The sequence below is a fragment of the Roseovarius sp. JB2-10 genome (genome assembly GCF_055693585.1).
Genome location: NZ_CM146337.1, coordinates 3,062,706 through 3,083,754 on the forward strand (window position 1 = coordinate 3,062,706; position 21,049 = coordinate 3,083,754).

General features: G+C 58.5%; 24 protein-coding genes, 1 tRNA gene and 1 riboswitch. Of the genes, 10 read left to right on the plus strand and 15 right to left on the minus strand.

The window, feature by feature from the left end:
• Positions 1-53 precede the first annotated feature (53 nt).
• The 5 genes from purQ to ACZ1HJ_RS15330 all read right to left on the minus strand — a co-directional run bounded on the left by purQ (position 54) and on the right by ACZ1HJ_RS15330 (position 3,353).
• Positions 54-722, minus strand: coding sequence for a phosphoribosylformylglycinamidine synthase subunit PurQ (gene purQ / locus ACZ1HJ_RS15310; RefSeq protein ID WP_472719514.1), 669 nt, complete (start codon positions 720-722; stop codon positions 54-56).
• Complete coding sequence (gene purS / locus ACZ1HJ_RS15315) at positions 722-961, minus strand: phosphoribosylformylglycinamidine synthase subunit PurS (protein WP_472719515.1); 240 nt, start codon at positions 959-961, stop codon at positions 722-724. Before purS ends, purQ begins: the two co-directional genes overlap by 1 nt.
• Before the next feature lie 59 nt (positions 962-1,020).
• Positions 1,021-1,782 (minus strand): phosphoribosylaminoimidazolesuccinocarboxamide synthase, encoded by a 762-nt coding sequence (purC, locus tag ACZ1HJ_RS15320; protein WP_472719516.1) that lies wholly within the window; start codon positions 1,780-1,782, stop codon positions 1,021-1,023.
• Positions 1,783-1,880: 98 nt separating this feature from the next.
• Positions 1,881-2,867, minus strand: coding sequence for a hypothetical protein (locus ACZ1HJ_RS15325; protein WP_472719517.1), 987 nt, complete (start codon positions 2,865-2,867; stop codon positions 1,881-1,883).
• Positions 2,868-2,894: 27 nt separating this feature from the next.
• Complete coding sequence (locus tag ACZ1HJ_RS15330) at positions 2,895-3,353, minus strand: tellurite resistance TerB family protein (protein ID WP_472719518.1); 459 nt, start codon at positions 3,351-3,353, stop codon at positions 2,895-2,897.
• A gap of 228 nt (positions 3,354-3,581) precedes the next feature.
• Here ACZ1HJ_RS15330 and ACZ1HJ_RS15335 point away from each other — a divergent pair, with 228 nt between their 5' ends.
• The 3 genes from ACZ1HJ_RS15335 (at position 3,582) to bmt (ending at position 6,976) form a co-directional block, all read left to right on the plus strand.
• Positions 3,582-3,896: a DUF1476 domain-containing protein gene (locus ACZ1HJ_RS15335; RefSeq protein ID WP_472719519.1), complete on the plus strand. Its 315-nt coding sequence runs from the start codon at positions 3,582-3,584 to the stop codon at positions 3,894-3,896.
• Between the two features lie 465 nt (positions 3,897-4,361).
• Positions 4,362-5,918, plus strand: a complete 1,557-nt coding sequence (locus ACZ1HJ_RS15340; RefSeq protein ID WP_472719520.1) for a phosphatidylglycerol lysyltransferase domain-containing protein — start codon at positions 4,362-4,364, stop codon at positions 5,916-5,918.
• 47 nt (positions 5,919-5,965) lie between these two features.
• Positions 5,966-6,976, plus strand: coding sequence for a betaine--homocysteine S-methyltransferase (gene bmt / locus ACZ1HJ_RS15345; protein ID WP_472719521.1), 1,011 nt, complete (start codon positions 5,966-5,968; stop codon positions 6,974-6,976).
• On the opposite strand, the gene ACZ1HJ_RS15350 is transcribed toward bmt, so the two are convergent.
• The gene (locus ACZ1HJ_RS15350) at positions 6,973-7,818 is read right to left on the minus strand and encodes a phytanoyl-CoA dioxygenase family protein (RefSeq protein WP_472719522.1); all 846 of its coding nucleotides are present in this window, start codon (positions 7,816-7,818) and stop codon (positions 6,973-6,975) included. The two genes, bmt and ACZ1HJ_RS15350, sit on opposite strands and share 4 nt — an antisense overlap.
• Positions 7,819-7,873: 55 nt before the next feature.
• Positions 7,874-8,980 carry a PA0069 family radical SAM protein gene (locus tag ACZ1HJ_RS15355; protein WP_472719523.1) on the minus strand — a complete coding sequence of 369 codons (1,107 nt, stop codon included), beginning with the start codon at positions 8,978-8,980 and terminating at the stop codon, positions 7,874-7,876.
• Between the two features lie 192 nt (positions 8,981-9,172).
• Between ACZ1HJ_RS15355 and ACZ1HJ_RS15360 the strand changes: the two genes are divergently transcribed.
• Both ACZ1HJ_RS15360 and ACZ1HJ_RS15365 read left to right on the plus strand, forming a co-directional pair.
• Positions 9,173-9,877 carry a corrinoid protein gene (locus ACZ1HJ_RS15360; RefSeq protein WP_472719524.1) on the plus strand — a complete coding sequence of 235 codons (705 nt, stop codon included), beginning with the start codon at positions 9,173-9,175 and terminating at the stop codon, positions 9,875-9,877.
• 70 nt (positions 9,878-9,947) lie between these two features.
• Entirely contained in the window at positions 9,948-10,622 is a 675-nt protein-coding gene (locus ACZ1HJ_RS15365; RefSeq protein WP_472719525.1) for a DUF1638 domain-containing protein, read from the plus strand.
• Here the strand turns inward: ACZ1HJ_RS15365 and ACZ1HJ_RS15370 are convergent.
• Positions 10,619-11,035: a SufE family protein gene (locus tag ACZ1HJ_RS15370; protein WP_472719526.1), complete on the minus strand. Its 417-nt coding sequence runs from the start codon at positions 11,033-11,035 to the stop codon at positions 10,619-10,621. The two genes, ACZ1HJ_RS15365 and ACZ1HJ_RS15370, sit on opposite strands and share 4 nt — an antisense overlap.
• Positions 11,036-11,165: 130 nt before the next feature.
• Here ACZ1HJ_RS15370 and ACZ1HJ_RS15375 point away from each other — a divergent pair, with 130 nt between their 5' ends.
• A complete protein-coding gene (locus tag ACZ1HJ_RS15375) occupies positions 11,166-11,687 on the plus strand; it encodes a hypothetical protein (RefSeq protein WP_472719527.1) in 522 nt (173 codons plus the stop codon).
• Between the two features lie 3 nt (positions 11,688-11,690).
• Here the strand turns inward: ACZ1HJ_RS15375 and rnd are convergent, their stop codons facing one another.
• The 3 genes from rnd to purM form a co-directional block, all read right to left on the minus strand.
• A complete protein-coding gene (rnd, locus tag ACZ1HJ_RS15380) occupies positions 11,691-12,848 on the minus strand; it encodes a ribonuclease D (RefSeq protein WP_472719528.1) in 1,158 nt (385 codons plus the stop codon).
• Positions 12,849-12,930: 82 nt separating this feature from the next.
• Entirely contained in the window at positions 12,931-13,524 is a 594-nt protein-coding gene (gene purN, locus ACZ1HJ_RS15385; RefSeq protein WP_472719529.1) for a phosphoribosylglycinamide formyltransferase, read from the minus strand.
• Entirely contained in the window at positions 13,521-14,567 is a 1,047-nt protein-coding gene (gene purM / locus ACZ1HJ_RS15390; protein ID WP_472719530.1) for a phosphoribosylformylglycinamidine cyclo-ligase, read from the minus strand. Before purM ends, purN begins: the two co-directional genes overlap by 4 nt.
• Before the next feature lie 108 nt (positions 14,568-14,675).
• Between purM and ACZ1HJ_RS15395 the strand changes: the two genes are divergently transcribed.
• Both ACZ1HJ_RS15395 and ACZ1HJ_RS15400 read left to right on the plus strand, forming a co-directional pair.
• Positions 14,676-14,752 (plus strand) — tRNA-Ile (locus ACZ1HJ_RS15395).
• A 99-nt stretch (positions 14,753-14,851) separates the two neighbouring features.
• Positions 14,852-15,039: riboswitch (cobalamin riboswitch) on the plus strand.
• Between the two features lie 107 nt (positions 15,040-15,146).
• The gene (locus ACZ1HJ_RS15400) at positions 15,147-15,410 is read left to right on the plus strand and encodes a hypothetical protein (RefSeq protein WP_472719531.1); all 264 of its coding nucleotides are present in this window, start codon (positions 15,147-15,149) and stop codon (positions 15,408-15,410) included.
• 237 nt (positions 15,411-15,647) lie between these two features.
• Here the strand turns inward: ACZ1HJ_RS15400 and ACZ1HJ_RS15405 are convergent, their stop codons facing one another.
• Positions 15,648-15,869, minus strand: coding sequence for a DUF1127 domain-containing protein (locus ACZ1HJ_RS15405; protein WP_472719532.1), 222 nt, complete (start codon positions 15,867-15,869; stop codon positions 15,648-15,650).
• Positions 15,870-16,117: 248 nt separating this feature from the next.
• Between ACZ1HJ_RS15405 and ACZ1HJ_RS15410 the strand changes: the two genes are divergently transcribed.
• A complete protein-coding gene (locus tag ACZ1HJ_RS15410; protein WP_472719533.1) occupies positions 16,118-17,191 on the plus strand; it encodes an Mrp/NBP35 family ATP-binding protein in 1,074 nt (357 codons plus the stop codon).
• Between the two features lie 33 nt (positions 17,192-17,224).
• Here ACZ1HJ_RS15410 and ACZ1HJ_RS15415 read toward each other — a convergent pair whose 3' ends face one another.
• Positions 17,225-18,616, minus strand: coding sequence for an aminotransferase (locus ACZ1HJ_RS15415; RefSeq protein WP_472719534.1), 1,392 nt, complete (start codon positions 18,614-18,616; stop codon positions 17,225-17,227).
• Between the two features lie 141 nt (positions 18,617-18,757).
• Between ACZ1HJ_RS15415 and ACZ1HJ_RS15420 the strand changes: the two genes are divergently transcribed.
• Positions 18,758-19,411, plus strand: a complete 654-nt coding sequence (locus tag ACZ1HJ_RS15420; protein ID WP_472719535.1) for a TetR family transcriptional regulator C-terminal domain-containing protein — start codon at positions 18,758-18,760, stop codon at positions 19,409-19,411.
• Positions 19,412-19,426: 15 nt separating this feature from the next.
• Here the strand turns inward: ACZ1HJ_RS15420 and ACZ1HJ_RS15425 are convergent, their stop codons facing one another.
• Together ACZ1HJ_RS15425 and ACZ1HJ_RS15430 are read right to left on the minus strand one after the other, a co-directional pair.
• The gene (locus tag ACZ1HJ_RS15425) at positions 19,427-19,786 is read right to left on the minus strand and encodes a cupin domain-containing protein (protein ID WP_472719536.1); all 360 of its coding nucleotides are present in this window, start codon (positions 19,784-19,786) and stop codon (positions 19,427-19,429) included.
• A 26-nt stretch (positions 19,787-19,812) separates the two neighbouring features.
• A complete protein-coding gene (locus tag ACZ1HJ_RS15430) occupies positions 19,813-21,045 on the minus strand; it encodes an aromatic ring-hydroxylating oxygenase subunit alpha (RefSeq protein WP_472719537.1) in 1,233 nt (410 codons plus the stop codon).
• Between the last annotated feature and the right edge of the window lie 4 nt (positions 21,046-21,049).

The following is a 21,049-nucleotide window of genomic DNA, read 5'->3' on the forward strand; positions in this document are numbered from 1 at the left end:
GGGTCAGACTACGCCCCTTGTCGGCCCGCCTCAAGGGGGCGCGCCCACAGGTCTTATGCGTGAACCAGCTCATTCACGACATTGGCAAAAAGCGCGGCCCCTTCGGCGTTGCCATGCAGATCTTCGGCCATGCGTTCGGGATGGGGCATCATGCCCAGAACCCGACGGTTTTCCGACAGAACACCCGCAATATCCGCGACCGACCCATTCGGGTTGTCTGTGTAGGTGAACGCCACACGATCTTCGCCCTGCAACCGCTTCAACCCGTCGGCATCCAGATTGTAATTGCCGTCATGATGGGCAATCGGCACGGTGATCACCTGACCCTGTTTGTAGCCACCGGTGTAGACGCTATCGGCGGTCTCAACCTTCAGCCCTACCGGTTTGCAGATGTATTTCAGCGCCGCATTGCGCAGCAAAACGCCGGGCAACAATCCGGTTTCGGTCAGGATTTGAAATCCGTTGCAGACGCCAAAAACATAGCCGCCGCGGTCCGCGTGAGCCTTGACCGACCGACAGATCGGTGAATTCGCCGCAATCGCCCCGCAGCGCAGGTAATCGCCAAAGGAAAAGCCACCCGGAATGCCGATGAAATCAATGCCTTCGGGCATCTCAGTGTCCTTGTGCCAGACCATGCTGACCTTGGCCCCGGCCTTCTCAAGCGCAACGGTAAGGTCGCGATCACAGTTTGAACCGGGAAAGACGACAACAGCTGCGTGCATCAGATCACCTCCACCGAATAGCTTTCGATCACCGTGTTGGCCAAGAGCTTCTCGCACATCGCCGTGACCGTATCATGGGCCTTGGCGGCATCGGTCTCGGCCAGATCAAGCTCGATCACCTTACCCTGCCGTACCCCTTCGACCCCTTCAAAGCCCAATGACCCGAGGGCGTGGCGCACCGCCTCGCCCTGCGGATCAAGAACTCCGTTTTTCAGCATGACATGCACACGCGCTTTCATCGGACATACCCCATTTTCCGGTGGCGCAGTTGCGCCGTTTCGTCATCTCTAAACCCGGATCAGTTGATCAGGGTGGGCCGTGTCACCGGGGCCGTGTTCTTGGGCATCACGCCCAGACGGGTGGCCACTTCGGTATAGGCGTCGGTCAGGCTGCCCAGGTCACGGCGGAACACGTCCTTGTCCAGCTTCTGGCCGGTTTCGATATCCCACAACCGGCAGCTATCCGGGCTGATCTCATCCGCCACGATCAGGCGCTGGAAATCGCCATCGAACACGCGGCCAATCTCGATCTTGAAATCCACCAGCTTGATCCCGACGCCGTACATGATGCCCGACAGGAAATCATTGACCCGCAGCGCCAGTGACAAGATATCATCCATGTCCTGCTGGCTGGCCCAGCCAAAAGCCGCAATATGCTCTTCGGTGACCAGAGGATCGCCCAGGGCATCATCCTTGAGGCAATATTCAACAACCGGCCGGGGCAATTGCGTGCCTTCTTCCATGCCCAAACGTTTGGCCATGGTCCCGGCGGCATAGTTGCGCACGATCACTTCCAGCGGCACGATCTCGCAGGCTCGCACAAGCTGTTCGCGCATGTTGAGGCGTTTCATGAAATGCGTCGGCACGCCGATATTGTTCAGCCCGGTCATGAAATATTCCGAGAGCATGTTGTTGAGCACACCCTTGCCTTCGATCACGGCCTTTTTCTCGGCATTGAACGCGGTGGCATCATCTTTGAAATACTGTACGATTGTGCCGGGTTCGGGCCCCTCATAAAGGGTTTTCGCCTTGCCTTCGTAGATCTTTTTGCCCCGTGCCATGCACACCTCGCAGCTAAGCGGGGGTCTGATCCCCCCGTGTCATGGCGCTCTCATAGTGCATGCGCTGCGCTGCCGCAAGACAGCGCTTCGGCTGGGGCTCAGTTGGATCGCATCCCGTGCAGCATCCGTTTGAAGAAGCCTTTGTTGGGTTGCACCTGCCGCTTGGCGGGGTCCGGGTGTGGACGGGTGTTCAGCGGGCCAAACATCTCTTCATGGTCCGCGTAAGCATTGGGATGGAACATCACCAGCATCTCATTCGTCGTGCCTTGAAATCCCTTGGGCGCGCGACGGATGCGATAGCTTTTCTCCGGCGGCACGCCTTCAACCCCGATCGTGTGACCGTCTTCAAATTTATTGCCATAGGCCAGTGCCATGGTCGCAGCGGCATAGAGCATGGTGCCCGCCTCCCCCAGCTCGACCGGCGCACCGGCAAAGCTGATCTCATAGTCCAGAAACTGGCGCAAACCGGTGGTGCAGGATTGGGCCGCAGGCGGATCAAAGGCCATGTTGCGTGACAGGTTCTGCCCGATCCATTGCTGAACCGGCCAATCACCCGAAATCGACGCGTCCGCCATTTCAATCACATCCTGTGGGGACAAGAAGTGATCCCCGTTTTCCCAATAGGCCGCCACCGCCACCGGCAGGCGGGCAAAGACCGCCGCCACGCATGAAACCAGCCGCGCCACCCGAAATCGTTCCGTCAATTCATCCGATTTGGTCGAGGCCGACACGCAGATGTAAGACCGGTTGCGCGCCAACGCATCCTTGAGGTTCGGACAACAGATCATCTGACGCGGGTGAATGGCGTCCGGATCCCAGGTGCCGTAGCCCGGCAAGCGGACCAGCAAGACCGAATTGGCGTCCTGCCCGCCGGTCATCATCAGCGGTGCCGTGACAAACTCATCGGTGTTGCAGTCGAAGCCCCCATCCGAGGTTTTGGAAAAGAGATCAATGGCGTCCAGTGACGGATAATCCTCGGCCAGGGCCTGTGCGATTTCCGTCGTGTTGAACTGGATGCCTTCGGACATCAGGATATAGATATCGAAACTATGTCCGCTGTCCGGGGTGGCGTCTTCTTCGCTCATGATGGGGTATCTCCGGGTCTGGTAGGATCAGGCCGTTGCAGGGCGCTGCAGCATCGCGACCACTTCAAAAATCTGCACGAATTTCTCGGGCGCAATGCCCATCTGCTCGCCCATGCCCAACAGCATGTCCTTTTCCCGCTGATCAAAATGACCATCGGCCAGCGCGGCGCGCACCGCAAAACATAATGCGGTTTCACGCAACGGCATCGACAAGGCCGCCGTCGACCGGGCAAAAACCTTCGCGGCCCCTTCGGTCTGCATTTGCTTGGCGATGTCTTTGCACAATACGGCGGTTTTTTCGGCCCCGACAGCGTGGAAAATCGGGCTGTAGGCACACATGTTCAAAATCTGGTCGATCTCGGATTGATCCACCTTGCCATCTGCCGCCGCAACCAGAAATGGCAAAGACAGAACACCGCGTGCGATTTCTTCAGTTTGTGAGGTTTGTGCCGGATCGGCACCGCGAAGTTTTGAAAACAGGCCCATGATGCGGCTCCCTAAAATACTGTCATTGCCTGCAGTTATCCGCCCAAACGTGGCAAAGGCATGATCTAAAATCGGCATTGTCACGACGCCGATACCCGGCGCGGTTCACGCAAGGATAAAGGATGGTTTTTGCCAAGTTCAGACTTTCACGCCCATCTGGGGACTTGCGAAAACTGGCCCCGGAGGCCATATCTTAAATGACAGAAATCAATGCCCGAGGAATGGCCGATGAGCAGCTTTGACGATCGCGAAAATGCATTCGAAAACAAATTCGCACATGACGAACAAATGACCTTCAAGGCCGAAGCACGGCGCAACAAACTTTTGGGTCTGTGGGCCGCGGATTTGCTTGGTAAATCAGGTGCGGATGCCGATGCCTACGCCAAGGAAGTGATCAAATCCGATTTCGAGGAAGCCGGTATCGAAGATGTGGTGCGCAAGGTCGCTGGCGATCTGGGTGGGTTGTCCGACCCCGATACGATCCGCGAGAAAATGGCAGAGCTGCTGATTGAGGCCAAAGGCCAGATCATGAACGAACTCTGACAGGCGACTACCGGTATCGAAACGATGCGCGCCCCAATCGGGCGCGTTTTCTATTTACGAACATGTTTAAATGTTAACGCCGCGGTAAGCCTGCCGCCCTAGCCTGATCCTCGGTGAGGTAAAATGGGTGGTGCGGGTATGCAGTTTTCTGCGCAAGACGGGGTACGATCGCCTCAAAAACGGGTTCTGTCGACGAGCAAGGTGGTATTGACGCTGGCGATTGGCGGTATCTGTGTCTGGATGCTCTATCATCGCCTCGGCACCGAAGCTTTTTCCAACCTTCCTGCAGCACTATCCCAAATCAGCCCGACACAATGGATCATCGCGGTTGTCGCCACTATCATCAGTTTTGCGGCCCTTGGATGCTACGATGTTGTCATCCACAGACATGTTGGCACAGGCTGCACCGCGCGGCGCGCAGCCAGCACAGGTGCTGCCGCCATCGCGCTTGGTCAGGTTCTGGGCATGGGCGTGTTGGTCGGCGCATTGGTCCGCTGGCGCATGCTGGAGGAGTTGAGCCCCGCCAAGGCCACACGCATTTCCCTCACGGTCGCCGGTTGGTTCTTCGTCGGCTTGATGGGCGCAATCTCAGTGGCCACGCTTTTTAGCCCGTTTGCGACTGCCCCGGGATTTTTTCAGGTATTTCCCTTATTTATGTTAAGTACCATAATCTTATGCAGCGCACTTAAACCATGCCTTACTATTCTTGGACGCACTGTCCGGCTGCTCAGCTTACCTGCAATCGGCAAAATCCTGTGCCTCACCCTGATCGACACCGCCGCCGCCGCGCTGGCACTCTGGGTTTTGATGCCGTCTGGTTTTGATGGCGGCTTCAGTCTGCTCTTCGGGGCCTATTTGATCGCCCTCGGGGCCGCACTGATCACCGGAACACCCGGCGGGGTTGGCCCGTTTGAACTGACCCTATTGGCGCTCCTGCCCGCGTGGCCCGACGCAGAAATCATGGCGGGCATCGTCGCGTTCCGTCTGGTCTATTATGCGTTGCCCTGCTGTCTCGCGATGGCATTTCTGTATCGTCCCCTGCCCAAGCAAAAAAATGACGTCGAAGCACCTCTGCCACAGGTCATGAGGCACCACCTGCAGAACGCGGGCCGCGCTGAACTGGGCGTCTGCCGTCAAAATGGCGCGCGTACTCTGCAAGGGGCAGACGCGGCATTGGCCGTGGTACCCACACCGCAAACACAAACCGCGCTTTTTGATCCGTTCAAAGGACACATGCAAATGGCGCTGCCTGCCTTGCGTCACCTTGGCAAAAATACCAACCGAATTCCGTTTATCTACAAGGCTTCCGCCCGCCATGCCGCCCTGTGTCGTGCACAAGGCTGGAAAACGCTGCACATCGCGGATGAAGCTGTCCTCAATCCTTGCCAATTTTCGACCGCAGGTTCGAGCTTTCGCCAGCTTCGTCGCAAATTACGCAATGCCAGCAAAGCCGGTGTGGAAATAGAGCACGCATCCCGCTTACCCGTCGCGCAAATGCGGGCCGTCGATACAGAATGGCAGGCCCGTAATGGTAAAGCGCGCGGCTTTTCCATGGGGGTTTTCTGCCCGGATTATCTAAGCACGCAAAGGGTTTATCTGGCCTATCAAAACGAAGCCCTGATTGGTTTTGTCAGCTTTCACACAAATGATCACGAATGGTGCCTTGATCTGATGCGCTCCACGAATGGCGCCCCGGATGGCACCATGCATCTGTTGATTGCCTCAGCCCTGGAAGACGCCGCCCACCATGACCTTTCGCGCCTGTCGCTGGCCGCCCTGCCCCCCTTTTCGACGGGGTATGCACGTCTGCCTGGACTGATCGCCAAATACAGCGGGCCGGGTCTCACCCGTTTCAAATCAAGCTTCGCCCCACGGCGCGAACCGCTATATGCGCTGGCGCCGAGCTGGACCGGTTTGGCGGTATCACTATGCGACGTCGCCCGCATGGTCAGGCACCCCAATACAAACCAACCTCATGTTAGTCATGAAGATTATGAGTTTGCTTCTATAGTACAATCGTGAGACACGGGGGGCCTGCGATATTTTTCAGCAATTTCAGGAAGTGACACATGTCGAGCGCCCTCAGCAAATTATTGGCGGTCCGGGAATGGATTTTGGCGGACGGGGCAACCGGCACCAACCTCTTTAACATGGGGCTCGAATCCGGGGACGCACCGGAGATGTGGAATGAAGAGCATCCCGACAAAATCCATGCGCTGTACAAATCATCCGTGGACGCCGGGAGCGACCTGTTCCTGACAAATTCCTTTGGCGGCAACGCCGCACGCCTGAAATTGCATGGTGCCGCGAAGCGCGCCAACCAACTCTCGCGCATCTCTGCCGAGATTGGCCGTGAGGTTGCTGACAGAGTGGACCGCCCCATCATCGTGGCCGGATCCGTTGGCCCGACCGGCGAAATCATGGCGCCCATGGGCGAGTTGACCCACGAACTGGCCGTCGAAATTTTTCACGAACAGGCCGAAGGTCTGAAGGATGGCGGCGCAGATGTGCTCTGGCTCGAGACCATCAGCGCCCCCGAAGAATACAAAGCCGCCGCTGAGGCGTTCAAACTGGCCGATATGCCCTGGTGTGGCACCATGAGTTTTGACACTGCCGGGCGCACGATGATGGGCATGACCTCCGCCGATATGGCCACGATGGTCGAAAAGCTCGACAATCCCCCGCTGGCCTTTGGCGCCAATTGCGGTGTCGGCGCATCCGACCTTTTGCGCACGGTGCTTGGATTTGTGGCGCAAGGCGCGGAACGACCGATCATCGCCAAAGGCAATGCCGGCATTCCGAAATATGTCGACGGTCATATCCACTACGACGGCACACCCGACCTGATGGCGGACTATGCGGTGCTGGCGCGCGACGCGGGCGCCCGGATCATCGGTGGCTGCTGTGGCACCATGCCCGAGCACCTGACCAAAATGCGCGCGGCCCTTGAAACCCGTCCGCATGGCGATCGCCCGACACTGGATCAGATCACCGATGCGCTTGGCGCCTTCTCATCAGCTGTGGATGGCACCGGTGAAGATGCTCCGCCCCCACGGCGCAGACGTCGCCGCCGCGGCTAGACCGGGCGTACCTGAGGAAATTTCGCCACCTTGCTGAGCGGATCACCGGTCTTTAGTCCGGGGTCGCGATATGTCTCAAGCGCGGGCACATCGTCATAGCGCGTGTCATCCCCAACCCAATTGATCGAAAATCCCGCCCGACGCCGCGACAGCCGGTTGCCCGGTGCTGCGTGCAGGGTGCGCGAGTTGAAGATCAGCAAATCCCCCGGCTCCATCGCGGTCGTGATGATCTCAGCCGTGGGGTCGGCATCGACGTCTGGCAAGGGCGGGTGCGATGCGCGGGCATGTTTGTAGGCCTTGGTCGGGTCTTCGAAATTGGCCGCGCGGTAGACGATCCCGGGCGCGTGGGACCCTTTCCAGAAGCGCAATGCTGTTTCGACCGGGATCGGATCAAGCGCTGTCCAGCAATTGATCACCTGTCTGCCGGTCAGTGGATAATAGGAATGATCCTGATGCCAGGGGGTGGCGGCGCTGTTGCTGCTGGCTTCTTTGATCAGCAGGAAATCATAGAACAGCGTCAGCGTCTTTGAGCGCAACACCTGCCGAGACAGATCGGCCAGAGGGCTGTCAAAGATGTAACGCCGAAACTGATCAACGTTCTGCCAGGCCTGCGAACTCACGGAAAACCGGCCTTTGTCGCCCTCGACCTTGACGATATCAAGATCCGTGCTGGCACCGGACAGCGCCGCATCAATCCCCTCTTCGATCACCGCCAGCCACGCATCACTGATCGCTTTGCGCAAACAGACAACACCATCGGCCTCATAGGCGTCAATGGCGGCCGCTGGCAGGGTTTCAGTTTTGATTTCATAGGTTTTAACTTGTCCGGACGTTACCAACATCTCCCTCACCTCCCATTTGCACCCGATTGTTTTGGATGCAGAGGCCAAGAGACGTCTAGCGAAATAGCGACATCTGCGCGCCATCGTCGAGGGGTACCGCGAAGAGATCACATCGTAATTCAGGTTGTTCCTGATCCAGACCGAACCGACGCGCCGCGAGGTCGAACCGATGCGCAACGATCTCTGCATAGGGCCCGGTTCCGCGCATGCGTCGGCCCCATTCGGCGTCATAATCCTTGCCACCATGCATGTCGCGGATCAGACCCATCACCCGTGCGGCACGGACCGGGTAATGCACGGCAAGCCATTCCTGAAAAAGTGGCGATACCTCGCGCGGCAATCGCAGCATGATCCATGTGGCGGCACTGGCCCCGGCCTCCGCACCGGCCTGAAGCATCGCCTCCAGCTCCATATCCGTCAGACCAGGGATCAAGGGTGAGGTCATGATCCGGACGGGCATGCCCGCGTCCTGCAGACGGCGAATTGTGGTGAGACGCCGCGCCGGGGCGGGCGCGCGTGGTTCGAGCAGGCGCGACAGTTTAGGGTCCAACGTCGTCACAGATATCCCAACCCGCGCGAGCCCCCTGCCCGCCATTTCGGCCAAAATGTCCAGATCCCGTTCAATCAGGGTTCCCTTGGTCACAATCGCCACGGGATGGTTGAAATCACTCAGAACCTTGAGGCAATTTCGGGTGATTTCATGTTCTTTTTCAATGGGTTGATAAGGGTCCGTGTTGGTGCCAATGGCCATGGGTTTCACGATGTAACGGGGCTTGCGCAATTCTTCTGCCAGAACCCTGTCGGCCCCGGGGCGCGCAATCAAACGCGTCTCAAAATCCAGCCCCGGAGAGAGGCCCAGATAGGCGTGGCTTGGCCGGGCAAAGCAATACGTGCAGCCATGTTCGCAACCCCGATACGGATTGATCGACCGATCAAACGGCAAATCCGGCGAGCGGTTGTAGCTGATAATGCTACGCGGCTGCTCGAAACTGACATGGGTGCGCAGCGTTTCCGTGTCTTGCGGTTGATGCCAGCCGTCATCCTCGAACCGGCGATCCACGCGTTCAAACCGACCGACGCGGTTGCTTTGCGCGCCGCGGCCTCGGACCTCCTGGGCCGGATCAATGCTGCTATCGGATGGCATGAGATCAATTTGGAACATTTAGCGAACATTTGCAATAACACCATATAGACCATGAATGTTTTTCAATCACACTTCGCCGAAATTCGCGCTATAGGTCGGTTGCAGAAGCAGTGATGTCGCAATTCGCAAAGTGCGGGTGCGACAAAATGACGAAAGCTGGCGATAGATATCAAGACGCGCATTCGCGCCCCCTATTCGAGGAATTCGAACATGTCAGACGAAGAAGACGACATCATCCTAGCGGAACTGGACGACGAAGAACTTGTCCAGCAGATGTTTGATGACCTCTATGACGGTCTGAAAGAAGAGATCGAAGAAGGCGTGAACATCCTGCTTGAGCGCAAGTGGGAACCCTACAACATCCTGACCGAAGCGCTTGTGGGCGGGATGACCATCGTGGGCAAGGATTTCCGCGACGGTATCCTCTTCGTGCCCGAAGTGCTTCTGGCGGCGAATGCGATGAAGGGTGGCATGGCCATCCTCAAACCACTGCTGGCCGAAACCGGTGCGCCGCGCGTCGGCAAGATGGTCATCGGCACCGTCAAGGGTGACATCCACGACATCGGCAAGAACCTTGTGTCGATGATGATGGAAGGCGCCGGATTTGAGGTGGTTGACCTGGGCATCAACAACCCGGTCGAAAACTATCTTGAAGCGCTTGAAACCGAACAGCCTGATATCCTCGGCATGTCGGCCCTGCTGACGACCACCATGCCCTACATGAAGGTTGTGATCGACACATTGGTGGAACAGGGCAAGCGCGATGACTATGTTGTGCTGGTCGGCGGCGCGCCATTGAACGAAGAATTCGGCAAGGCCATCGGTGCGGACGCTTATTGCCGTGACGCGGCGGTGGCGGTGGAAACCGCCAAGGAATTCATGTCGCGCAAACACAATCAGGGTGCCACGGGCTAAGGCATCCCCTGATCGCGGATGATAAAGGCGGCCCGATCAAACGGGCCGTTTTTTGTTGGAGACATTTGGTATGACGCAGCTTCCCGACGATGACGTCCTGACCCAGAGCGGGCTTGAGGCCGCGGATGCACAGGCTCAGATCCTGCTGATTGCCTGCGGCGCGTTGGCCCATGAGATCCTGGCCCTGACCCGCATCAATGGCTGGGATCACATGACGTTGACCTGCCTGCCCGCCAAATACCACCTCTACCCCGACAAAATCACCGAGGCCGTGGAAGAGGCCGTTCTGAAGCACCGCGCGGCCTATGACGAGATTTTCGTGGTCTACGCCGATTGTGGCACCGGCGGTCAGCTACAGGCCAAATGCGACACCCTTGGTGTGAAAATGGTGGAAGGGCCGCATTGCTACTCCTTCTTTGAAGGCAATGACGCATTTGACGCCCGCACCGAAGGCGGCGAAATCACGGCATTCTACCTTACGGATTTTCTTGTCAAACAGTTTGATGCATTTGTCTGGAAACCGATGGGTCTTGATCGGCATCCCGAGCTGCGGGACATGATTTTCGGCAACTACACAAAACTGGTCTATCAGGCCCAGATCAAAGACGCGGCGCTGGAAGAAAAAGCGCAGGCCTGTGCCGAGCGCCTTGGGCTGGCGTATGAATACCGCTTCACAGGCTATGGCGATCTGGCGGCGGCCCTAGGCGACGTCGCCCAAAACGCTGGTTTGAATTCAAAGGCTTAGCCAGCAGCTTCCTGTGCCGCCACCTGCCGGATGCGCTCGATCATGGCCCTGAGCCCGTTTGAGCGTTGCGCCGACAGGTGATCGTTGAGACCCAAACGGGCCAACTCTCCGCCGGCATCGATCTTGGCCACATCACCAACGGCCTCGCCATTGTAAAGCGCGCGCAGAACCGAAATCAGCCCGCGCACGATCATCGCATCACTGTCCCCATCAAAGGCAAAAACCCCCGCCTCGATCCGGGGATGCAGCCAGACCTGACTGGCACAGCCATCCACCTTGGTCGCAGGCACTTTCAGCGCGTCATCCAGCGCATCCATCGCCTTGCCATGATCGATCACATAGCGGTAGCGATCCTCCCAATCCTCGAGAAATTCGAAGTCGTCAACAATGTCTTCAAAGGCGCTCTGGGCCATTGCATAGGGTCCTTCCCGGTGATGCCAAAACACCTAAGCGCGCCCCGGACAAAGGTCCAGACCCACCTTCTACCTTTTCAAGCCGAGCGTGATGCGTTAACCCGAAGAGAGCAGGAAAAAGGCTGGTGTAATGCGGACGGTACTGACGCTTCTGGTGATCTCTTCAATTGCACTCACAGGGTGCTCGCGATTGAAAGATTCGCGGATCAATCCGGGCAATTGGTTCGGCAAAAGCAACTCTCGTGCCATCGCCCACCCGACAGACCAGCAAGCCAAGGAAGTAAACCCGCTGATCCCCGAACGGACGTCGATCATCATTCGCGACAAACGCGAAGTCTACCTCGGCACACCCGTGGATCAGGTCAGCGACCTGAGTGTAGAGCGGACAACTGCGGGGGCCATCGTCCGCGTCACAGCGGTTGCGTTGCAACAAGGGGCGCATGACGTGCGCCTGATCTCGGACAACGACGGCAAACCTGTAAACGGCGTGCTGACCTTCCGCCTGATGGCCCTGCAGCCCACGGGCACAGCGCAGGGAAGTCCACGGCAGCGCACCCTGCACGCCGGCAGGTTCGTGTCGAACAACGCGCTTGATGCCACACGCACCATCCGCGTGATCGGGGCACGCAACGAGCGCACCACCACGCGTTAAGCCTTAAATTTCGATGATTTTGATGTCGTTGCCCGCCGCGGCCAGCGCCACCTTGCCCTCGCACAATCGCAGCGCATCCGTACCAAACACATCCGCCCGCCATCCGGCCAGCGATGGCACATCACGGATACCTGCCGCTATCTGATCCAGCTCGGCGGCATTGGCGATCAGTTTCGGCGCCACGCCATAGCTTTCGGTCTTGGCCTTCAACAGCACCCGCAACAGATCGGCCAGCGCCGGGTTCACCTGTAGTTTTTCCTGCCGCATATCCGGCTTGGGCTGGTCTTTCTGCGGGCATGCAAGCCCGGCCTGCACCGCCGCCAGGATCCCATCTGCGATGTCGCCCTTGCGGGCCTCGCGCAAAAGCAGGCGCGACCGGCCCAGATCCTGGTGCGACGCGGGTTTGGTCGAGGCCAGTTCCACCAACGCATCGTCCTTGTAGACCCGGTTGCGAGGGATATTGCGCGCTTGCGCATAGGTCTCGCGGAACTTGGCGAGTTCCCGCACGATGGCCAGAAACTTGCCCGAATTGTTGCGCGTCTTGACCCGTCTCCATGCATCATCCGGCAAAGTGATATAGGTACCCGGGTTGGTCAGGATACGCAGCTCTTCAGCCACCCACTTTTCACGGTTGGTCTCGCGCAGCTTGGCCGCCAGAAATTCGTATATGCCGCGCAGATGGGTCACGTCGGCCAAGGCATAGGTCTTTTGCGCATCGGTCAGCGGCCGGCGCGACCAATCGGTGAAGCGCGATGTCTTGTCGAGCTGCTCCTTGGCGATCTTGCGCACCAGCGTCTCATACCCCGCCTGTTCCCCAAAGCCACAGACCATCGCCGCAACCTGCGTATCAAAAAGCGGCTCGGGGATCACGCCTGCATCAACGTGGAAAATCTCAAGGTCCTGCCGCGCTGCATGAAACACTTTGACCACGGACGTGTCGCGGAAAAGCTCATAGAGCGGCTCAAGTGACATGTCGCCTTCCAGCGGGTCGACCAGCACCGCATCATCCTCGGCGTCGCCAGCCACAGCCAGCTGGATCAAGCAGAGTTTGGAGTAATACGTCCGCTCGCGCAGAAACTCCGTATCAACGGTCACGTAGTCATGGGTCGCAGCTTTCTTGCAAAAAGCGGCCAGGTCTTCGGTGGTGGTGATTGTTATCATCAGATGTCTTCGATGTCTGTCCCGGGGGGCGAAGTTGCGCCCGTATAAGGCAGCGCGCAGCAAATGGAAATGCCCGGAAAGGTTAAGGCAGGGTAATCATCCGCCGATCCCCGGCGGCAAAGCGGCGCAGCACCGCAGGATAGAGGATATGTTCCTGGGCCAGCACCCGCGCGGCCAGCGTTTCTGGCGTGTCATCCGGCTTGATCGGCACCCGCGCCTGACCCAGCATCGGGCCTTCGTCGAGCGCCGGTGTGACCTCATGCACGCTGCATCCAGCCTCGGTATCACCCGCCTCTAGCGCCCGCGCGTGGGTGTTGAGGCCGCGATATTTGGGCAAGAGTGAGGGATGAATGTTCAGCATATGACCCTGCCAGCGGCTGACAAACCCTTCGGTCAGCACCCGCATGAACCCGGCAAGGCAAATGATATCGGGCTTGGCCTCCAATAGCCGCGCATGCAGCACATCTTCGAACGCCGCACGGTCTTCGCCATAGGGGCGATGATCCACATGGGCCGTCTCCACGCCCCGCGTCGCCGCTTTCTGCAGCCCGCCCGCGTCATGATTATTCGACAAAACCAGACAGGCGCGCGCCGGGTGATCCCCGGTCATACTATCCACCAGCGACACCATGTTGGAGCCGCTGCCCGAAAGCAAAATCGCCACCCGTTTGGTCAAAGAAGCGCCCCGGAATAGGCCACGCCGGGCGTGTCCGTCACATGCCCCAGACGCGATACGGTTTCGCCCTCGCCCTCCAGCAAGGCCTGCACCGCGCCGGCCTGCGCGGCATCTACCGCCAACACCATGCCTATGCCGCAGTTAAAGGTCTTGAGCATTTCGGCCTCGGCCATGCCGCCTTGCGACGCAAGCCATTTGAACACCGGGGGCAACTCCCAGGCCTCCAGGTCAATCGCCACGCCCATGTCTTCGGGCAGAACGCGCGGGATGTTTTCCGTCAGACCGCCACCGGTGATATGGGCCAGCGCATGCACGCCCCCTGCCCTGACCGCCGCCAATGCCTGTTTCACATAAAGCCGCGTGGGCGTCAGCAAGGCCGCACCCAATGTGCCCTCGGCCCAGGGGCAATCGGCGTCCCACCCAAGGCCCGACATCTCAACCAGTTTGCGCACCAGGCTATAACCGTTGGAATGCACGCCATCACTGGCCAGCCCCAGGAGCACATCGCGCACAGCCACGCCTGCGGGCAGATCGCTACCGCGCTCCATCGCGCCCACGGAAAACCCGGCCAGATCAAAATCCCCATCCGGGTACATGCCCGGCATTTCCGCCGTCTCACCGCCGATCAGCGCACAGCCCGAGCGCACGCAGCCTTCGGCAATGCCTTCGATGATCCGCGCGGCACTCTCGGTATCGAGCTTGCCGGTCGCGAAGTAGTCGAGGAAGAAAAGCGGCTCAGCCCCCTGACAGACCAGATCGTTGACGCACATCGCCACCAGATCGATGCCCACACCGTCGACATTACCGGTATCAATCGCGATCCGAAGCTTGGTGCCAACACCATCCGTGGCCGCCACAAGGATCGGATCGACATAACCCGCGCCTTTGAGATCAAAGAGCGCGCCAAACCCGCCAAGCCCCGCCATCACACCCGGCCGCACCGTCCGCTTGGCCGCAGGTTTGATCCGGTCCACGAGCGCGTTGCCTGCATCGATATCCACACCGGCATCGGCATAGGTCACACCGTTCTTTGTCTGGCTCATGGGGCCCCTCCGTTTGCACGTGCCCGCCAGTTAGACCAATCGCCCGCGCGGTGCAATCGTCAAAGCCTTGACGCCCCCCGCGCGCGTGCGTATCCCGGGCCTCAGGTCGGGCCTGTAGCTCAATTGGTTAGAGCAGAGCGCTCATAACGCTTTGGTTGGGGGTTCGAGTCCCTCCGGGCCTACCACCTTTCACCGTCTCGTGCCGTTATCCGCCCTTGGTTGGCCGCGGATAGCGCGTGAAAAACATCCCCTCAATATTCTTCTTGAGATCGAAAATTTTATAGGTCAGTGTTGAGGTCCATGGTGCCGCCCTTTTGGGGTGGAGAATTGGGAAGCCGGTGCAATTCCGGCGCTGCCCCCGCAACGGTAAGGATGGGGGATGCGGCAACCGCCACTGGGCCAGATCGGTCTGGGAAGGCGCTGCATCCGAAACCCGCCAAGTCCGGAAACCAGCCTTGGACAAACGTTAATCCGCGGAGGGCGGTGGGAACGGTTGCCAAGGCCAAGTGCCACCCGCAATCCGTGCCTTCTCTTCTTCCGCCCCATCTGACCCGGGGTGTGGTCAGGGAGTTGAAGACGATGAGTATATCCCGCATTCTCAACGGGTTGGAGACCATGGACGCCACGGGACCGGATGCCACATCCGCCGCGCGGCTTGGGTTTCTGGAATGGGCCTTTTGCGCCAAGGATGGTGGCACACCCGAAGCGGCACAGACGGCCTTGGCCAGCCCCGCCGCCCGAAACGCCAGCAGCGACGCCGCGCGCGCTTTTGTCGGATATCTGCGCGAAGCCACGATTGCCTGCGCCAGACCCGGACGCCGACGCACCCGCACCGTGCATTAGGCACGCGCCCTAAATTGTTGTTTAAAAAGAAAAACGACGGCGTCCAGGGAGGAGGAGACGCCGCCGTTCTATCTACGTTTGACCCCTGGGAGGAGGAGATCATTCGTAATCTCAGGTTGGCCCACCGGGCCGGTATTTTAGTCGGCGGCAATCTCCGAGGGAGGAGAGGAGATTGCCGCCGCTGTCAGATGCCCTCAGGGAGGAGGAGACGAGGACACCCGATCGCGTCACGCCGCCTTAGCCGTGTGTGCCGTACACAACCTCATGCGCCGCGCGTCGGATTTCCGACCGGCTGAGGCCCAGATCGGCCAATTCTTTGTTTGTCAGAACCGAGAGCTCATCGATGGTCCGATGGTACGCCCGGTAATTCTGAGCACGGGTGATGAGCGCGTGGATCGCGGCGCTCATGTCCAATTTCAGGCCGCTGGTGGCCGAACGATTTTGATGTGCAAAAGCCATCTCTTCTATTCCTTGCGTCTTCTGTTCATGCGACCACCCGATGGGCCTCATCGCTTCCGTTGACGCCTAAATAAGCTCTTGCTGCAGGTGCACAACCCCTGACCAAATCAATGCTGCCATGCAGCAATTGCATGGCTCACCCTTCCCTAACGTCATATTTTTGCTCAATATTATGGTTAACGTGGTGCGAGGCCTTGCCCTTTGCCGCAAACCTGTCACCTATGGCACAGAGCTTGAGGGAGGGCGCGATGCCACGCAGCGTTGACGACATAAAATCCCGCCTGTCGCAGTTTGAACTGCCCGGTGGCGGCAACCTGGTGTCGCGCGATATGATCCGTGCACTCCATATCGATGGCGCGGATGTCCGGTTTGTGATCGAAGCCCCCAGCCCGGAGATTGCCGCCCAAATGGAGCCGCTGCGCGCGGCGGCTGAACGCGCTGTGCTGGACATGGAGGGTGTTGACACCGTCAGCGTTGCCCTGACCGCCCATGGCCCGGCCCCCGCCGCGCCCGCGCCACCCAGCCTCAAGATTGGCGGGCACCCCAAGCCGCAATCCACACCACTCAAACCCGCCAGCGTGGCCTCTATCCTGGCCATCGGTTCCGGCAAGGGCGGCGTGGGCAAATCAACCGTTTCCAGCAATCTGGCCGTCGCACTTGCCCGCGCCGGGCGGCGCGTTGGACTGCTTGATGCTGATATCTACGGGCCAAGCCAGCCGCGCATGATGGGCGTGTCGCAACGGCCCGCCAGCCCGGATGGCAAGATCATCGAGCCGCTGAAAGCCCACGGCGTGACGATGATGTCGATCGGCCTGATGCTGGAGGCCGACAAAGCCGTTGTCTGGCGCGGTCCGATGTTGATGGGCGCGTTGCAACAGATGATCAGTCAGGTCAATTGGGGCGATCTGGATGTGCTGATCGTTGATCTGCCACCCGGCACCGGGGATGTTCAATTGACGCTTTGTCAAAAGGCAGAACCCTCCGGCGCCATCATCGTATCAACCCCGCAAGACGTGGCACTGATCGATGCGCGCAAGGCCATGGACATGTTCAACACCCTCAAAACACCGGTGCTGGGGTTGATTGAAAACATGTCGACCTTCCACTGTCCCAAGTGCGGACATGAAGCACAGATTTTCGGCCATGGCGGCGTGTCCGACGAGGCCAAGCGCCTGGGCTTGCCGTTTCTGGGCGCGTTGCCGATTGATCTGGACACACGATTGGCGGGCGACAGCGGCACACCAATCGCGGCGGGAGATGGCCCCATGGCCGAAGCATATGCCGTATTGGCCTCGCGCCTGATGGATGGCGGCATCGTCTGAGGCGCGGTCAATGTGCGGACAGATGTGCCGTGATCACTCGCCCAACGCCTCCGTCACCGTCTCGATCGCGCGCTCCAGAATGTCGAACATCTCATCGATCTGCGCGATTGTGATCACCAGAGGCGGTGAAAACACGGCCATATTGATCAAAGGCCGCACCAGCAGCCCCATTTCCTCACAGGCTTCGTCCAGCAATTCGCCCAGTTTCCGCTCCGCCTCAAGACCGCTGCCACTTTTCTCCGGCTTGCCCTCGATACAGCCCAGAAGGCCCATTCCGCGCACATCGCCGATAATGCCAAAGCGTTTCAACGCCTGCAGACGGGCCTGGAAATGCGGCGTGACAGCCCGCACATGTTCCAGAATTTTCTCGTTTTCCATGATCTCGATGTTTTTCAGCGCCGCCGCACAACAGACCGGATGGGCGGAATAGGTGTAGCCGTTCGAGAACATGGCCTCAGTCCCAGGCGCGGTCATGCGCTCCATGATTTCGTCGGAAATGATGCAGGCCCCAAGCGGCAGATAGGCAGATGTAATCCCCTTAGCGCAGGTGATGATATCTGGCTTGATCCCAAAGACAGCCTCCGACGCGAACCAATGACCCAACCGCCCGAATCCGGTCACCACCTCATCCGAAATATAGAAAATATCATACTTACGGCACAGGTCGAACGTGCGTTTGTGATAGCCCTGGGGCGGGATGATCACACCACCTGAACACAGGATCGGCTCGGCAATGAACGCACCTACGTTTTCCGGACCTGTTTCAAGGATCATTGCCTCCAGATCGGCCACCTTTTCATCGCACCATGCTTCAATGCTCATGCCCTCGGGGCGCATATAGGGATTGATATCCGGCAAAAAGCGCACAAGCCGTCTCTCGATGTCAAACTTCGAGCGGTCGCGCTCCTTGCCTGTTACGCTCGCGGCAAGATAGGTCGATCCGTGGTAGCCTTTTTCGCGGGCAATCACGATTTTCTTGTCAGGCCGCCCCACCTGATTGTTGAAGAAATGAACAGTTCTGAGCGCGGTATCCACCGCCGTCGACCCACCGGTGGTATAGAACACATTGTTCAAATCCCCCGGGGCCATCTCCGCCAGCCGCTTGGCCAGAATCGCCGCGGGTTCGGTGGTCGAGGACCACGGCGATGTATAGGGCAACCGCATGACCTGTTCGGCGATGGCATCCGCCATTTCGCGTCGGCCATATCCGATCTGGACACACCACATGCCGCCCGGCCCATCGATGAACCGTTTGCCGGTGTCATCGTATAAATAGATGCCCTCGGCCTGTTCCATCATCATGTAGTCGTATCCGCGCCATCCGGTCATCGACACCCACGGGTGCATCTGATGCGTCCGGTCCCATTCGTATAGCGTCTCGGCGTCCGGTGTGTTCGTTTTCAGTGCGGTGTTTTTATCAGTCATGACAATGCCCCCTTGGCTTGAAAACCATGATTGCTGAAGCGATTGCAAAGTTCAAAGTTTTTTTGAGCGCTCAAATAAATTTTTCATTTCATCCGCGCGGTTTTCATAGATGTTTCTGCACAGGTAAATTAGAGTTGGAACATGAGGTATGATCCGGACGTCAAAACCAAACCGCGCAAAGAGCGCAAGGAAAACGCCGACAAACGTCGCCAGCAATTGCTGAATGCAACGTTAAAATCTATTGTGTCCAATGGCTTGGGAAAGACGACCCTTGCCACAGTTGCGGCGGAGGCCGGCCTTTCGCAAGGTGTGGCCGTGTTTTACTTCAAATCAAAAACCGGGCTTTTGGCGGGCGCATTGCAGGAGCATTACCGCCGCTACCACGCGCATTGGAACCGTGCGTTGAAGGCCGCGGGAGATGACCCGTTGACGTGCCTTGTGGCCCTGATCAAGGCAGATTTTTCACCCAAGATCTGTAACGCACAAGCCCTGTCGGTCTGGTTTGCCTTTTGGGGCGAGCAGAAATTCACCCCGCAATATGCCGAAGTCTCCGCCCAGTTTGATCAGGACCGCCTGGATGCGATCCGACAGCTATGCGCGCAGCTTTTGCCAGACCAAAATGCACAGGACAGCGCCCGGATTGCCGTCTGGATTGATACCCTGACCGATGGTTACTGGCAGCGACTTCATGTTTCTTCCAGATCAATCTCGCGTCAGGATGCCGTTCGCGAGACGCTGACCATGGTGGCAAAATTGATGCCGGACCATGGCGCAAAAATCATGGCGCAAATCTAACCCGTTGCCGCGGTATTATTCTGCGACCGGGGTTTCGACGTCATCCGCGTAGACAGCAATCAGGCAGCCGTTTTTTGTTGTCGAACAGTGTTCGGTTCCATCCGCGAGCCAAACCAAATCTCCGACGCCATATTCGGTGCCATCATTATCCGTCAGATCCCCCTCAAGGATCAAAAACTCCTCTGCGCCGCGATGCTGATGCGCCACCGTCGTGGTACCCGGTGCCATTTTATAAATGTAAAACCCGGCGGCGAGCGGCTTCTCGGTATTGAGTTGCAAGATATTCCCATCGGGCTTGCCTCCCGAAAAGAACGGCGTGAATTCGGCCTCATGGATATTGACCACCCGGCGTTCCTGCGGCGAAATCGGTTTCATGGCATTTCTCCTTGTTCGGTTCGTCATCACGACCCGTAAGCCGCTTTCATTTGTTGAATATAGCCTGCGTAAAACGCCCGAATGCCCCATTCCATCTCGGAGAGAGGGCCCGGCTCAAAATAATGCGAATTCACGCCTTCCTGATTGACGCGAATGATCCGTTCATCATCTTGCGAGGTCACATGCCACAGCCAGCACAGCGCCTCAGGGTCATAATCAACACCCGCCTGCGCATCGTCGCGCACGTACCAGACCACCTGAATATCAGTTTCCTGCTTCGCGCGCGGGACAAAGCGGTACCCGACGACATGGTCGCTGTAGATCAAAAGGTTGTTGATGATGCCAATCTCAAGGTCCGTGGCCGCCCCCACATCGGCGCGTAAGTCCCCCAAGGGCGGCGCCAAAAGGGCGCCTGTCTGGCTGCCGGTCCGAAACCCGGGATAAAGCGGGTAGCGGGCAAAATAGAAATCCATACTGGTCAATGCGCCCTGCGCGCCATTGATGCTCACATCGCCCTCAGGAAGGCCGGCATTGGCCAGTTCGGCCGCCATATCCGCCATCAACTCAGGCGTCATCGAAGCCGGGTCCTTGAGGCTGTGCGACCGGGAATAATCCAGATGCGCAGGCCCGCAATGGTAGCATTCCATGTAATTCTCAACGGCCAGCTTCCAGTTGGCGGGCACTGGGTAGGACGCCTGATGGGCAATTTTCATCCTGTCCAGCGCATAGGGCGCGGTGAGCGGTTCGATTTCTGCCAGCCCGACATCGATATCCGGCGCCTCGGACGACGCACACACAAAGATCAGCCCCTGAAAAATGCGGATCTGCGCCCGCAAAAGACCGTGCGCTGACGGATCAAATCCTTCATCCATATGCCGGGCCGCGCGCAGCGTGCCATCAAGCTCATAGGTCCATGCATGGTACGGACAGGAAAACACACGCGTACTTCCCGAAGCCTCAACACAGACCCGCGAGCCGCGATGCCGACAGACGTTTAGAAACGCACCGATCTCCCCTGCCCGATCACGCGCCACGATGATCGATTCCGGTCCGTAGTCGAACAGGAAAAAGTCACCTGGTTCAGACACTTGACAGACATGTCCAACCCAGAGCCAGTTTCGGTTCCAATAGGATTTGATATCATTTTCATAAACCGCGTCGGAGGTATAAAAACCGCGCGGCAAGGCATAGCCCTCACGGACATCGTCACAAAGTGACATCACTTCATCGTCCACCGCCGTCTTGGCGTTCGTCAGCATGGCT